Source organism: Kurthia huakuii LAM0618 (genome assembly GCF_000505545.1).
GTDB lineage: Bacteria > Bacillota > Bacilli > Bacillales_A > Planococcaceae > Kurthia > Kurthia huakuii.
Map to the genome: position 1 here is coordinate 109,671 of NZ_AYTB01000015.1, position 14,730 is coordinate 124,400.

Below are 14,730 nucleotides of genomic sequence, written 5' to 3' on the forward strand. Positions count from 1 at the left end.
AACATATTTACATGTAAACATTGAAATGTATTTTTCATCTGAATATTTACGTTTCAAATAATGTAAAGTGGGAATATAGTAACTAGTAAGAATCTAATCTTCTTACCCATGTTATATTCTCCCTAAATAAGTAAAAAGCCCGTTACTCCCCAGGTAACGGGCTTTTTACATGAAATTTAACCATTAAAAAACTTCTCTCATTGGGTGAGAGAAGCGTAAGCGAATTATACAGAATCTGTATCTTACAATACTAGCATAAATCTATTACAGTTTTCTAATAAAAGATAAATTTTATCCAATAAATTTTTCAATTGCTTCTGTTAATATGTTTAATTGGTCAACCATCGGCGAATGACCACAGTCTTTAATTTTTAAAACATCTGCCTTGTCTCCAAAATCTGTAATAATCACTTGTATCATATTTTCTGATACAATATAGTCACGGTCACCATAAATAATGAGAATCGGCACATTAATTTCATGAAGTTCATCGGTAATATCAAATGTATGGAGCGCATAATAAACGTCTCCTAAATTTTGTTGTGTACATATATCACGTAAGTATAGTCCATAATGATCATTATCGGGTTTATAATGCGTATAAATAAGCTGCTCCCATACTACTTGAATAGCCGGATAATTTTTCATGCGTTGCATCGTTTCAAACGGTATCGTCACAATTGGATCGTGAATAATTTCCTCTTTGGTGTCCGCATAACGTTGTTGGGCTTGCAGAAAGAATGGATAACCACGCGTTGAGGCAGAAGCAATCAAAATACATTTTTAAGCACCGCATTCATCCCCCTCCTACTCGCTCCACTCGTTGAGGAGGGGGTCTTCTGCGAAAAAATGATAAAAGTTATTATTTTCCAATATCTATATACCCTCTATTCATTTAGAAAAATCACAACAAAAAAAGTACTTTCAAAGAATTTTCTTTAAAAGTACTTCTCTTTATCGACTTTTTACGACGAGATTGATCGCCTCTTGTACAACTTCGTTCATTTTATCATCATCGCCTTCAGTATCACGAATACATTCTACTAAATTGCCTGTTACGATAACGCCAATTGTGCGATCAACGCCAGAGCGAATTGCACTCAGTTGCGTAATGACTTCCTTACAGTCTTTGCCTTCTTCCATCATGCGGAGAACGCCACGCAATTGACCTTCGATACGTTTTAAACGATTCAACGCTTTTGTATCGTATTGCATCGAACCACCCTTTCTTGTTGATTACTGACCTTATCATAATACCCCTGACCGTATAAGTCAACTTTTTAATACGTTGCCGTCATTATTAACTTTTTACTAAGCTCATTGATGTCGTCAACTGATGCATTGACTTGCTGAGTTAAAGCTGCCTGATGTTCAATTAATTGACTACTTTGTTTCATATGCTCTAAAATAATCGCAATCTGGTGTTGCATATCTCCAAGGCTCGTTTCAATGCCTACAGTTGCATCAGCACTACTAATCGCTAGTTTACGAACTTGATCTGCAACAACAGCAAATCCTTTCCCATGCTCACCTGCTCGAGCGGACTCAATCGCCGCATTCAAACCAAGTAAATTAATTTCTTCGGCAATCGAGCGGATAAGTCCCGAAATTTGACGCGTATTATCAGCACTTACTTTTGCTTCATCAGCTGCTTGCGTTGAGTTTTCCTGTGCCGATGCTAAGTTTTTTGCTTGTACCGCAATCACATTAACGCCCGTTACAATTTCCGTAATACCTGCTGTGAGGCTTGCAATTTGTGTTTGCATTGCCGCTGCCTTGTCTTGTTCAGTACGTTCTAACGTCACATCTCGTAGTACACCAATCACTTCGCGTAATTGTCCTGCATCATCATACACCGCCTGCATACGATTAAGTACCCATATAAGCTGTCCATCCTGGCGATGCATTCGGTAAACTGCATCACGCGACTGTCCTTTTAAAACAGCGCTATACCACGTTTGCATATCATCAACATCTTCGGCATATACTGTTTGCGAAAATGCTTGCGGTGTGGCCGGTAAATCTGCCGCTGAACGATAGCCAAACATTTCTTGATATTGCGCCGAATACCATAGTTCAACACCTTGTGCTGTAAAACGTTGCCCCCATGCTGCTTCTTGAATTAGATTATTAATTGTTTCAGCTTTTACCATCGTTTGGTCAAGCGTTTGCTGCTGTGCGATTCGTTCCGTCACATCAACAACAACTCCTGTAACCGCTTGCAGCATACCTGTTTCATACTGACATTCAAAAGTAATTTCAAGCAAGCAGTTTTCACCGTTTTTACGACGTGCGGCATGAATCACCGTAAAACTTTGTTGCTTTTTCGCAAACTCACGCTCCATTTCTTGAACCATTTGTTGTGCATGACCTGGCTGTGTAATTTTTGCAATGGATGATGGATGATCTGGCAAATCTTGCATAGATTCATAACCTAATAATGTACGAAGCTCTGGTCCAAAATAAAACGTCGTTTGGTCATCAAAATAATTACCATTTGCAACAATCGCATAAAAATTTCCAGATTGTGTTGCCATACTAACATCTGTCGCTACTTTTTCTAACTTGTCGATGCGCATGTCACGCATATGTATTTCATGCAGCAAACGTTCTATCGTCGTTTGTTCATTAGTAGACAATGTTTGTAATTGCACTGAAATTGGTTGATGTTGTTCTAACTGTTCGACAATTTGTTCTAACGTCGCGACGAGTTGCGATGTCGGCTCATGTTTGCTACGTCTAAATGCTAATACCATTATTCCTACCCCTTTAATAGCCTATTATATTCATTATAAACTATATACTAAGTGACTATTTTTTGGATTACTTTTCCTTTTTATAAGAAAAAAAATAAAAAAACGCGCATATTTTGTTGAAATATGCGCGTCTATGGATTTTTGGCTATTTAGCGACGTCTACGATACGTCCCTCTGTTTTATTATTTACTGTTTTTAATGATTTTAAATGTTCTTCGAAGTTTTCCCAATCTGATAAGCCTAGATCTTGTACACGACCGTCACTATATGCTTTTTCAAATGTTGTGAAACCATCGCCACCTTTTGCTGTAAATGCATTTGTCGCGATTGTATACGTTTGATCATCTTTTACATCGACAAAATTATCGCCTTGTTTGATTTGGAATGATACGATACGTGAGCCAACTGGTTTTGACGAATCAAATGTGTATTTACCACCTGCAATGTGTAAGAAACCACCATTTTCTTTCGGCGATTCTTTGACGCTATGTTCAAGTGCTGCGCGTAAGTCTGCGCCTGAAATATCTACCGTTGCTAACGTGTTACCAAATGGCAATACCGTAATCACTTCACCTACTGTAATTGGCCCTGCATCGATTCCCGAACGAATTCCGCCGCCGTTTTGAAGTGCTAATACAACTTTATCGTTTAACGTTTTTGCTTTCGCTAACATACCATCTGTAATGTAGTTTCCAAGCGCTGTTTCATTTGAACGAACACTTTCGTTACTCGTTTCTGTTGAGCGAGGATTTGTTAATGCTTCCTCTGCTACTACGCCTGTTTCTTCATTGCTAATTTCAGCAATACGATCTTTATATTGCTTTAATTTAGCCGCCGCTACCGGGTCTTCTGCTTTCTCTTCTACCTTCACTAAATGTTGTTCAGAAGCAGTAACCTCACCTTTTTTATCAAATGTCACACTTAGATTACCTAAGTTTTCGCCATATTGACCTGTTTGTACAATAACTGTTGGTGCCTTATCATTTTTATCATTATCTTCATTCACGGTCACAACTTTATCTAGCTTCGTATGTGTATGCCCGCCGACGATAACGTCAATGCCACGAACTGTTTTCGCTAAAATTTGGTCATTGTCATATGTTGGGCTATCATCATAACCAATATGTGTTAACGCGATAATTTTATCAACATCTTGACCTTTAAAAGCTTTCACCGCTTTTTGCGCTTCTGCTACATAATTTTCAAAAGCAACAGAACCCGGGCTTGAAATATCTGCTGTTTCGGCTGTTGTTAAACCAAAGATACCCACTTTTTGGCCGTCTACTTCTTTAATAATACCCGAATAAATTTTACCTTCTTCTGGTTTTGAACTTACCATGTCAGAGAATAAACCTTGGAATTTATTATCTTTTGAGAAATCTACGTTCGCACTAACAAACGGGAATTTCGCCCCTTTGATAAAGTCTACTAATGCTTGATGACCTTCTGGAGATGAACCTAAGTCAAACTCATGGTTACCAAATGTCGCTGCATCGTAGCCCATCATATTCATAAATTCTAAATCTGCTTGCCCTTTAAATTCGTTAAAATACAATGTACCGCTAAATACATCGCCCGCATCTAATAGCACATTACTTGGATTCGCTTTACGAATTTCGTTAATTGCTGTTACACGTTTTGCAACGCTATCTAAATGTGCATGTGTGTCATTCGTATGCATAATTGTTAATGAGAAATCTTGTTTCACACCATCTTTAAATTTATATGTTTGACCATTAATCGTCACATTCCCGTTCGCTAATAGCCCATTCATATAATATTTCTTATCTTTCCATCCTTTAAAGCGTTTGCCATCTTCAAATAAAATCTTTTTATATGTGCCTGTTAATGGTAGGCCATCATCGAAACGTAATTTTTGTTGGCCTGAATAACCTGTGTATGGTTTTCCTTGATGATAATAAATCCCTTCATACCAATACGACGCTTTTTTCCCTTTGTTATAATATGTTTCTTTATAAATACCTTTAAATAATTTTCCGTCCTTGTACAATTTGCCGTTAAACATTTTGTACCCTTTGACTACTTTTTTCGTTTTAGCATCTACTAATTTTCCATTAACAATTTTGTATGTCGTTTTCGCACTTGCCACCCCTGGAGTTACTGCGACTGCTGAAGCTAACATCGTTGCACTCAATGCGATTGCTGTTAATTGTTTCTTTTTCATTAAAATCCTCCTAAAATTGCCAAAATAGTCTTTCTTCTTTATAGTATATAATAGATAATAGCTAAAAAGACAGTTATTTTAGGCATATTTACATCAATTTTTTTAAAATTGCTCCAAAATTCTTATACTTGCTTAAAGGGAGTCTATGTTATGTAACTTGCACAGCTTATGTTATATGTAGAAAATCAAAAAACAATCCGAGATTTCTGGGTGACACATTTTAATTTTGTCGTCAAAAATGAAATGAGCAATGGCGATATGTATATGGTTGAATTAGCACCGCACGCTGAAACTGAAACAACTATTGTTTTACACAACCGCGAGCAAATCGCAAAAATGTCCCCTGAATTAGACATGGCAACACCCTCTCTATTATTTTCGAGCGATGATTTAGATGGACTTCATGCTAAATTAAAGGCTGCTGGCATTACAGTCGGCGAAATTGTTGATATGCCTGGACAGCGCGTATTCAATTTTGCTGATCCAGAAAACCACTATTTTGCTGTAAAAGAAGCGTAAAAAAAGGGCTTGGTGAAAAACACCAAGTCCTTTTTACATTCATACAAAAAGCGTGCAAAAATAATTTTTTGCACACCCCGTGTAATTCCTAGACAGTCCTTCTTAATCAATACCCACTTGACACAATTACAAACATGTATAATCATTTAATAACTAAGAAATTTAACACGAATAGTTGAATCACGTTAGTTATAGCCGATGATATTATTATGGGGGTGTGCGGACATGTATCTTCTCGGTATTATCGCATTTATTAGCGCATTTTTAATGATTGCCCTCTTCTCATACTTATTTGCTGACAAGGTTGAATTAGCACTCGATGGTTTAACAGAGGAAGAAGAAAATGCATTATTAGAACAACGTGAACAACAACAACGACTTTTATGGCGCACAAGTTATGTTATATTAGCCATTTTTGTCATTGCAATTGCGCTTATTTTTACACAATCATTACTGCGCTACTATCAATAAAAAAAGGAATCCTAATGCTCTTGCATCGGGATTCTTTTTTACATGTTTATTTGTAAACATCTTTACTTATTAACTACGGTCACGATTAATTAACACGAGCAGTTGAATCATGACAAAAATTAACGAAGAATGTTTCGGATAAACCGTATAGCGTGACTGCCAATGGTTAGCATACTTTTCTTTGTAGGAACGCAACCCTTTAAATGAATAGAAGCGGTTACCATATTGATACACAAAATAGGCTAAACGTTCTTCGATAAAGCTATCACTTGATGCACCTACTTCAGAAAATGGTGCCATTCCTAAATTAAAATAGCGATAGCCTTGTTGCTGTGAATAAGTGAATAATGATGTAAATAAATAATCCATAATTCCAGAAACAGCATCTTTTCGATGGCGCATTAAATCAATGGAAATGATGGCATTCGTCTGGGCCGGCATCAATGTAACAAACGCTTCAATGCGCCCGTCGTTGCGTCTTACAATACCAATCGGTGCCTGATTCAAATAATAGACATCAAAACTCCCAACTGAATAGCCTTTTTCTGTACGGCCATTTAACCATTCATTTGAAATTGTATTTAATTCCTCTATTAAAGTTGCTGTAAAGGGTGGCATAAGTACTTCGAATGTATGCCCTTCACGTTCAATTTTATTCATCGCTGCACGTAGCGTTTTGCGCTTTTTCCCCGACATCGTAAAATCTGGTAAATATACGTGTCCCTCTTCACCCATTTTAATAAAGTCAAAACCTAGTTCATGCAACTGCATAACCGTTTTCTGTTCTACCTCATAAAATACGAGTTTGACATTTTGTTTAGCCATTTCATGCTTCATTGCTTGTAACCCTGCTTTTATAGCTGTCTGCTTCCCGGCAGGGTCCCCCATCACAATACATTTATCAGCAAATCGCTGATACTGCATAAACAACACATCTTCACCATCTTCTTGATAAAAGAAAAATTGTTTATCGCGCACGAAAGCTAAATGACTCGTGACCGTACCACCATATGTCTCTAGCACATGTCGCACGCGTTGTTCTTCAAATACCGGCTCTTGTTGTGGCGAATCTTTTAAATAGCGCATCATCAGTAATACAGCACCAAGCGTGACTGCAATAACGAGTAATCCATAAAACCATAGACGCTCTGATGGGAATAAATAGAAATCCCATGTAAAGTTTTTCAACGGTAGATTTTTAAAATGAATATTTGGACTAATTAAATACCCAATCAATAAATACAAAATAACGAGCGCCCCGTAAATCATACCATCAAAGCAGCGCGCCTCCCATGAGTAAACAAAATCGTTCTTTGTAAATCGACTTCGTGATAACCATGCAAACAATAGCAACACGATAAAGTACGTGACTGTAAACCAAGAATAATCTTCAACCGCACAATAAACAATCCCGATGACTAATACTGAGCACATCGGCCAAAATGATTTTTTCAGCCGCATAATCGATGTTCGCCCAAATAATATTAAAAGAAAGCCGACAACAATTCCGATAATCGTACTCACAAACTCCGTTGAGAACGAACTTTCTTTGACATATAAATTAATGGGTACTGTATTTGATAAAATAAGGACAATACCTGCTAAAAATAACATCCCACTTAATAATTTTTTTGTACTAAATTCAATGACTTGTTTTGGAATTCCCGCAAAACGATTGTTCAAACGCGTTCCTAAATTTCCTGCAAATAAGCTAGTACCAAGTGCAAATGGAATGAAATAATACGCAACGCGATATAGTAAAATCCAAGAGACTGCCGTTTCATTATCGACACCCATTGCACGCAAACTAATAATCATTAAAACATCAAAACTACCTAATCCACCAGGTACAAGTGATGCAATACCAATAATCGAACAAACGACAAATACAGCGCTCACTTCGAGTAATGGCACTTCTTGCTGTAATATTTCCCCTACTACTAAAAATGTCACAAGCACCATAAACCATTCAGCAAGTGAAATGCTAACTAATTGTATGCGGTCTTTTGCTGTTATTTCTTTCATCCATGATGCGCGTGTTGTCATAATATAAACAATTGGGAAATATAAACTCCCCGCGATAAGCCATAAAATATAACGTTCAACAAAACCATTATGTAGCGTTGTTAATACAAGGACAAGCGCAATCATCGCTAAAATAGAGAGGCCTGATAAAGCAAATACTAAGATAGAAGAAATTTTTTTTAACACTACTTTTTGTTCTGTATCATTATGGCTAAAAAATTCTGAACGCAAGCCACTTCCAATAAGCCCACCAAAACCTAACAAATTATTAAATGAATTAATAATCCAACTAGACTTTAAAATATAACTTGTTGTATACGTTGTATTGAGCATACGATTTAACACAAAATCATACCCTAGCATCATGGCAGTTGCCAATAATCCGACTGCAACAATCCCTATTAAATAGATGAATGGAATATCTTGAATCGTCGTTTGCAATTTTGTAAAGTTCGTTTGTTTTGAAATGATAAGGACTTCTCGCATTACTAATACGATGACTGAAATAAGAAAAATGATCTTTACATATGGTATCCACGTTTTACGCTTCTTCTCCACACTACACACCCCCTTCTAAAAATTTGACGATCATTTCAGCATCAACGGTCCGAATCGTATGACCACGATTTAACATTGTATGGTACCGTACATTTGGTAACATCCTAACTAACTGATTTGTGTGCTCTTGCTTAATAATGTCCTGTTCACCAACGACAACAAATGCTTCCGTATCAACAAGCGCACGCACAGCTTCAGGCGTTACCGGAACCGGGAGCATCGCTAATTGTAAAATTCGATGCCCTCGATTCCATCGAAAAATTCGCTCACATGTAAAATCCAACACTTTTAACGACCGTTGTTTTGATTTTAATAATCCATCAAATGTTAAATTTCCCGAACATAATACTAACTTCGGTACACTTTTAGGAAATGCACAAGCATATGCTAATGCAATATTTGCTCCATCACTGAATCCGACAATTGCACAGCGTTCAATTTTTTCTTGTTGTAAAATTTGAGCAATATCTTGAACAATTAATTCGTATGTTAACTGTGCTGCTTCATTCGTAGAACGCCCTTGATCTCTTGTATCCATTGCAATAACACGATAGTACTGTGAAAAAAAGTTTATTTGTTTTGCAAAAAAGCGGTGATGTTGAAAATTCCCATGTAGTAAAACAATCGTTTTTCCTTCTCCATACATATTGTAATAAATTTTAGAGCCATCTTCGGCTGTAATCATGCGCATGTAACCCCCTCCTTTCTATGGCTATATGTACTACGTTTCATTTTTAAAAATGTTTCGACTACAAGTAAAAATATTTACTTGTAAACATTTTTACTATTAAAAAAAGAATCGCGCATCGTGCACGATTCTTTCTCTATCACGATGACAGAGAGTGTTCATTCTCTTCAAAGTCATCATGGCTCGCTTCAATATGTCCACAATGTGGGCATGTATAAACATATGTCGGGTGGTGCAATGCTGTAAACGTACCATGATCAATTTCAATACGGTCTTGTAAATTTAAAATCCGATTGCATTTTGTACATGTAATAGGATGGCTATTCATACTCACCGCCTCTTTCAATTTATATTGAGACACTTGTAGCTATCGTATTATGCGCTAGTACCTATTGGTAAACATCTGGCCACTTAGTTGTATCTGACATAACTTTATTTAACATTTTTTCTGCATCCGGATTATCTGATGCCATTAATAAGTCACGTTGTTTATCGGAATGGACTGCCTCAACATATAACCCTTCATTCATAATGTCATGTAAAAAGCGATTCATGTCGCTTCCCATTATTAATTTACATTCTTGTCCGTTCAATTCTAACACAATAGCATCTCGTTCAATTTTTTTCATAATTGCTTTCATGATTTTTCCACCTTTCTTTATCAACAATATGAAATGATTGAGCGCATCCAACGTTTTCTAGCTATTTATGTCTATTGTTAAACTATACCCATTGTGAATTTTTTTAATCAAAAAATTGCAACTTAAGGGCTATTTTCGACAATAAAAAAGATGAAATCGCAATAAATGCAATTTCACCTTTTACTTAAAATATGGTAGGGTTTTTCCTACATCATAATTGCGCCATCTACATGTAATACATGCCCTGTAATATATTTAGCTTCATCTGATGCTAAAAATGCATAGGCATTTGCAATATCTTCTGGCTCTCCTAATTTTTGCAATGGAATTGTTGCTTCCATCTTAGCAATAACTTTGTCAGGCATTGCCGCAACCATGGCCGTTTTAATGAATCCTGGTGCTACAGCATTTGCTGTCACACCGTTTCGACCAAATTCTTTTGCCCATGATTTTGTCATGCCAACAATTGCAGCTTTTGAAGCGGCATAATTTGTTTGCCCGATGTTGCCATAAATACCACTTACTGAAGATGTAGAAATGATACGACCATATTGTTTTTCTTTTAAAATTGGATACACAGCTTGCGTACAGTTGAACGCCCCTTTAATATTGACATTCATTACTTGATCAAACTGCTCTTCTGACATTTTGTGTAGCATCGCATCGCGCGTAATACCAGCATTGTTTACAAGAATATCAACCGTCCCAAATTGATCAATTGCAAACTTCACCATTGCAGCAACACTTTCTCTATCCGAAACATTTACTTTGAAGAAGCGAGCAGAATCCCCAAGATTTTTCGCTACTTCTTCACCGTGATCAGCAAAATCCGCCACAACGACTTTTGCTCCTTCAGCCACAAATTTTTTCGCCGCTGCTTCCCCAATACCATTTGCAGCGCCAGTAATAATGGCTACTTTGTTCTCTAAACGCATATAAAACCCTCCTAATATAAATTCGCTCAACACTTTTCGTCACACCCCTGCGACAGTGTTGGCTATTCTATTTACGACAATTTTTCAATTAATCTTCGTAAATAGTACTGTACTTTAAAAAATAGAACAGACGATTCATCTATATTCCTAAAATACATATTAATTATAACAAATTTTCCAAATTTAATATGTTTTATTTGTAATTTTTTGAATTTTTTTGAAAAAATAGTTACACATTTCGGGATATTTGACCGTTTCAAATGAAGTATTTTGTAAATTTACAATTTCTCAACAAAAATCTTATAATCTGATGAACAAAAGGTTATATACTGTTATGAACAGGAACATTATTAAAAAATTTATTAAACGAGGCGATTAATATGAGCAATTTAGCGACACAACCATTAAATATTCGCAAAGAATTAGGCATCTTTGCATTTTTAATAGACGCACAGCCAAAGAAAATTAAAAAAAAGTCACCGATAACATCACATATTAAAAAATAATCGATAGCGCGAATAAAATCGCGTTTTTTTTATGCACATAATTTACTATATGTATATAATTAATGAATAGAATAGCATTATCACTTTCTGTAAATATTTTGTATAATAAACAAAAGGAGGAGTTTCGATGGCGGTATTATACGTTTCACCTTATAAAGATGAAGCTTATCATTCATTATTAGAAGCTTTAGAGCATGCAGAGGACAATGACTGCATAGAAGTTTCAGCGGGGACATACGATGAAGTACTCGTCCTACGCAAATCGGTGACAATTCATGGTCATGGCGCGGTGAGTATTGTCGGGGATATCGTTGTAGCTCCTGACATTGCAATTACCATTCAAAATGTACAATTTGAGAACGTAATTGAAATGCAAGAAGCGACGGCACACTTTGAAAATTGCCGTTTTGCTAGTAGTTACACAGCACATACAATTATGGCACAGCAAGCCGAGTTGCACTTTAGTGATTGCCATTTTGAAAGCGCTGCAAAAGACGTGAATAAAGCTTTTTTAAAGCTTTCACAAACAACGGCGACAATCTCAAAATGTCAGTTCACTGGCAAGTATTATGCGATTTTTGCAAAAACATGCCAACTTACAATTGAGCATACTTTATTCAAAAATCAGTTAAAAACACAGCTTCATGCAGAAGAAAGTCATATTATTAGTTCGCATAATCGCTTTCAACATGCCGTTCAAGCCATTGTTGCCACAACCAAAACAACGCTTAACGTCTCTGCAAGCTACTTCTCTGATCATACAACGGGCACACAAATTGAATTGGCGCAATCATCGATAGTATTAACAAATTGTCAACTACAAAAAGCAAAAAAACATGTAACATTATTGGATAGTCAAGCAGTCGTTTCGTCATCATTTTTCACACAAACAGCAGACAGTCAAATAGTAGCGTCTCAAAACTCAACATTCCGCGCAACGAATAGTGAATTAACTCATGGAGAAAGTCATGCCATTTTAGCGCAAGAGAGCGCCATTTATTTAGATAACTGTAAAGTTATGGAGCATAAAGGAAAAGACAAAGCACAGCTTCAATTAGACAATTGTCAATTACATATCGACAATACTACCTTTTATCGCGGCAGTCATCGTGCGATTCTTGCAATGCACTCAACGCTGACTATTCAAAACGCTCATTTTATAACACATCGCAGTGTACAACTAGAAGTAGTTGGTGGACAGTTGACAATAGCAAATGCTGAATTCCAAGCTGAATTAGCGAGCGCGCTGTTATTAGCTGAGCAAGCAACAGCGACAATTGAAGATTGTGCATTTATCATTGCAGCAAAAAATCATATTACAGTTGCAGCACAATGTGACGTAATGATTGCGCGTTGCCGCTTTGATCGCTGTGGCGGGAATGATATTAACGCCAAAAACAGTGCTGTTCACTTACAAGATATTTCAGTAATGGGACACCCATCTGATTTTCCATCCATCTTCTTGTCCCAAACACAATTTAAAATTGAAAACTTACAAATTTCAAATGCACGTGCTGTTGCACTCCAAATCAATGACCGTAGTAGCGGCACGGCTGAAAATTTATCATTCCATAGCAATCAAGATTGTAATATTGATATTTTAAACAGTGAAGCTATTTTGAAAAATATAACACTTTACGACGGCACATATGGGATTTATGCGAATAATAGTAAATTAACAATCAATACAATAGAATGTGAAAATCAACAACTCGATGGCATTCGCTGTATTGAAAATGGTCATTTATTGCTCAACAAAGGAAAATTTAGTAGTGCAAAACAATATGGACTTGCAAGTGAATATTGTACACTATCACTCGAACATACACAGTTTATTAATAATGGTAGTGGCATTTATACAAAAGGTGCAACGGTCACATTAAATGATGGTCAATTATCCAACAATAAACAGCATGGTATTTCTGCTGTAAGTAGCTCATTTAATTTATTAGATGTGTTATTTTCACAAAATACTGCGACACAATTTGAAGCGACGCGCTCAACATTACAATTACAACAAGTTCACTTCAATCGCGGCGGTACGGCATTTACATTAACAAATAAAGTAAATGCTACGTTCAATCTTGTAACATGCGTAGATCATCAATACCCAACAATGATTGTAGACCAAAGTACAATCATCGGAAAAAAATGTTTGATTGCTGGCGGAGCTGATTATGGCGTTCGTGGCAAATCAAGTCAAATTACGTTTACAAACAGTACATTTAAACAACATGAAAAAGATGAATTTTATTTGGAAGGGAATAGTGAAGCGGTATTAACAGAATGCCAAGTGGCGCCTAAACGTGCTAATGAACGCGGAGCAACCCTATTCGATAATTCAACGGTTTCATTAAATGGTTATATGATGTACCGTAAACGCAGTTCGTAAATCAATAAACTTTTTTACATGTAAACAAAATAAGATGCTGGGAAATAAGTGTAAAAACACCATCTCAGATGAGCATTAGAAAAACCGGAATCGCGCTGTGGTGCGATTCTGGTTTTTTGTTGCGAACGCTAAAAAAGAAAATGAAATGTTTTGTTCCAGCCTCTTCTTTTTTAATCGTATAATCAGCTGAAACAAGTAAATTTGTAAACATTTAAACTTGTTTCGCTTGATACGTGTCCATCGCTACCTTTTCTACAAATTGTAAAACGGTTGGTTTTGCTAGTTGTTCGTATGCAATCGCCTCATAAGCTTGCTTCAATTGTTCAAAAGAAAATTGTTGTGGTAATAATTCAAGTGCAATGGGTGAATAATGAATACGCTCACGTAAGCGCAAAACTGCATAAACAATTGCTTTTGCGTGATCGAATGCTATTCCTTGCTTGTCGAGGATAGTTAATTCTTCATGCCATTGTTTGCCGACTTGTGTATAGGTGATGGCAAGTTCCGCTGACAATTGTCCTTTTTCAGCATGGCTTAAATGCAGTGTCACTTGTTGCGTGCCTAACTGCTTTTTCACAAGCGGTAACGTTATTGTAAACAGTGCTACATCTGCTGCATCATCTGCCGCCTTTGCAGTCAATAACGCATCACGCTCAACTAATGCTAAATAAGACGTACTAATTACACGCATTCGTGGGTCGCGCTCAACATCAGACCAAGTATACAACTGCGTAGCATATACATTTTCAAGACCTGTTTCTTCACGTAATTCGCGCGCTGCACCTGTGTCTAAATCTTCATCCATATCGACAAAGCCTCCAGGAAATGCCCAACTATTTTTAAAAGGATGTTGCTTACGCTGTATTAATAGCAACTGTAATTTTTCTTCTTTATTTGCCAAAATAATCATATCTGTTGTCATACTAGGCGTTTCATATTTCCCTTTTTCATGGGCTTGATACCATTCAATAAATTGTTGTTCCGTCATATTTTCTGTATCCATTTTTATCACCTTCATCGATTATTTTACTACTAAACGGGAATAATATACTAT

Annotated in this window: 14 protein-coding genes; 4 read left to right on the forward strand and 10 right to left on the reverse strand. The window is 36.5% G+C overall.

Annotated elements, in window-relative coordinates:
• Positions 1–291: 291 nt before the first annotated feature.
• The 4 genes from V514_RS0112235 to V514_RS19210 all read right to left on the reverse strand — a co-directional run bounded on the left by V514_RS0112235 (position 292) and on the right by V514_RS19210 (position 4,941).
• Entirely contained in the window at positions 292–774 is a 483-nt protein-coding gene (locus tag V514_RS0112235) for an alpha/beta fold hydrolase (RefSeq protein WP_029500220.1), read from the reverse strand.
• A gap of 180 nt (positions 775–954) precedes the next feature.
• Positions 955–1,215 carry a metal-sensitive transcriptional regulator gene (locus tag V514_RS0112240; protein ID WP_029500221.1) on the reverse strand — a complete coding sequence of 87 codons (261 nt, stop codon included), beginning with the start codon at positions 1,213–1,215 and terminating at the stop codon, positions 955–957.
• Positions 1,216–1,280: 65 nt separating this feature from the next.
• Entirely contained in the window at positions 1,281–2,756 is a 1,476-nt protein-coding gene (locus V514_RS20865) for a methyl-accepting chemotaxis protein (protein WP_029500222.1), read from the reverse strand.
• Between the two features lie 145 nt (positions 2,757–2,901).
• Entirely contained in the window at positions 2,902–4,941 is a 2,040-nt protein-coding gene (locus V514_RS19210) for a bifunctional metallophosphatase/5'-nucleotidase (RefSeq protein ID WP_035944802.1), read from the reverse strand.
• A gap of 168 nt (positions 4,942–5,109) precedes the next feature.
• Between V514_RS19210 and V514_RS0112255 the strand changes: the two genes are divergently transcribed.
• Complete coding sequence (locus tag V514_RS0112255; RefSeq protein ID WP_029500223.1) at positions 5,110–5,460, forward strand: VOC family protein; 351 nt, start codon at positions 5,110–5,112, stop codon at positions 5,458–5,460.
• Between the two features lie 225 nt (positions 5,461–5,685).
• Positions 5,686–5,931 carry a hypothetical protein gene (locus tag V514_RS0112260; protein WP_029500224.1) on the forward strand — a complete coding sequence of 82 codons (246 nt, stop codon included), beginning with the start codon at positions 5,686–5,688 and terminating at the stop codon, positions 5,929–5,931.
• Between the two features lie 69 nt (positions 5,932–6,000).
• On the opposite strand, the gene mprF is transcribed toward V514_RS0112260, so the two are convergent.
• The 5 genes from mprF to fabG form a co-directional block, all read right to left on the reverse strand.
• Complete coding sequence (mprF, locus tag V514_RS0112265) at positions 6,001–8,514, reverse strand: bifunctional lysylphosphatidylglycerol flippase/synthetase MprF (protein ID WP_035944804.1); 2,514 nt, start codon at positions 8,512–8,514, stop codon at positions 6,001–6,003.
• Between the two features lies 1 nt (position 8,515).
• Complete coding sequence (locus tag V514_RS0112270) at positions 8,516–9,205, reverse strand: alpha/beta fold hydrolase (RefSeq protein WP_029500226.1); 690 nt, start codon at positions 9,203–9,205, stop codon at positions 8,516–8,518.
• Between the two features lie 136 nt (positions 9,206–9,341).
• Positions 9,342–9,530, reverse strand: coding sequence for a hypothetical protein (locus V514_RS0112275; RefSeq protein ID WP_029500227.1), 189 nt, complete (start codon positions 9,528–9,530; stop codon positions 9,342–9,344).
• 61 nt (positions 9,531–9,591) lie between these two features.
• A complete protein-coding gene (locus tag V514_RS0112280; protein WP_161630205.1) occupies positions 9,592–9,870 on the reverse strand; it encodes a hypothetical protein in 279 nt (92 codons plus the stop codon).
• A 179-nt stretch (positions 9,871–10,049) separates the two neighbouring features.
• Complete coding sequence (gene fabG, locus V514_RS0112285; protein ID WP_029500229.1) at positions 10,050–10,778, reverse strand: 3-oxoacyl-ACP reductase FabG; 729 nt, start codon at positions 10,776–10,778, stop codon at positions 10,050–10,052.
• A 380-nt stretch (positions 10,779–11,158) separates the two neighbouring features.
• Here fabG and V514_RS20780 point away from each other — a divergent pair, with 380 nt between their 5' ends.
• Together V514_RS20780 and V514_RS0112295 are read left to right on the forward strand one after the other, a co-directional pair.
• Positions 11,159–11,284 carry a hypothetical protein gene (locus tag V514_RS20780; protein ID WP_268744217.1) on the forward strand — a complete coding sequence of 42 codons (126 nt, stop codon included), beginning with the start codon at positions 11,159–11,161 and terminating at the stop codon, positions 11,282–11,284.
• A gap of 127 nt (positions 11,285–11,411) precedes the next feature.
• Positions 11,412–13,676, forward strand: coding sequence for a right-handed parallel beta-helix repeat-containing protein (locus tag V514_RS0112295; protein WP_029500230.1), 2,265 nt, complete (start codon positions 11,412–11,414; stop codon positions 13,674–13,676).
• Between the two features lie 211 nt (positions 13,677–13,887).
• On the opposite strand, the gene V514_RS0112305 is transcribed toward V514_RS0112295, so the two are convergent.
• Positions 13,888–14,679, reverse strand: a complete 792-nt coding sequence (locus V514_RS0112305) for an NUDIX hydrolase (protein ID WP_051392473.1) — start codon at positions 14,677–14,679, stop codon at positions 13,888–13,890.
• Positions 14,680–14,730 lie beyond the last annotated feature (51 nt).

Coding starts and splice junctions, on each gene's coding strand:
- V514_RS19210 (WP_035944802.1), bottom strand. CDS start 4,941: ATGAAAAAGAAACAATTAACAGCAATCGCATTGAGTGCAACGATGTTA.
- V514_RS0112255 (WP_029500223.1), top strand. CDS start 5,110: ATGTTATATGTAGAAAATCAAAAAACAATCCGAGATTTCTGGGTGACA.
- V514_RS0112295 (WP_029500230.1), top strand. CDS start 11,412: ATGGCGGTATTATACGTTTCACCTTATAAAGATGAAGCTTATCATTCA.
- V514_RS0112240 (WP_029500221.1), bottom strand. CDS start 1,215: ATGCAATACGATACAAAAGCGTTGAATCGTTTAAAACGTATCGAAGGT.
- V514_RS0112270 (WP_029500226.1), bottom strand. CDS start 9,205: ATGCGCATGATTACAGCCGAAGATGGCTCTAAAATTTATTACAATATG.
- fabG (WP_029500229.1), bottom strand. CDS start 10,778: ATGCGTTTAGAGAACAAAGTAGCCATTATTACTGGCGCTGCAAATGGT.
- V514_RS0112275 (WP_029500227.1), bottom strand. CDS start 9,530: ATGAATAGCCATCCTATTACATGTACAAAATGCAATCGGATTTTAAAT.
- V514_RS0112305 (WP_051392473.1), bottom strand. CDS start 14,679: ATGGATACAGAAAATATGACGGAACAACAATTTATTGAATGGTATCAA.
- V514_RS0112260 (WP_029500224.1), top strand. CDS start 5,686: ATGTATCTTCTCGGTATTATCGCATTTATTAGCGCATTTTTAATGATT.
- V514_RS20865 (WP_029500222.1), bottom strand. CDS start 2,756: ATGGTATTAGCATTTAGACGTAGCAAACATGAGCCGACATCGCAACTC.
- V514_RS20780 (WP_268744217.1), top strand. CDS start 11,159: ATGAGCAATTTAGCGACACAACCATTAAATATTCGCAAAGAATTAGGC.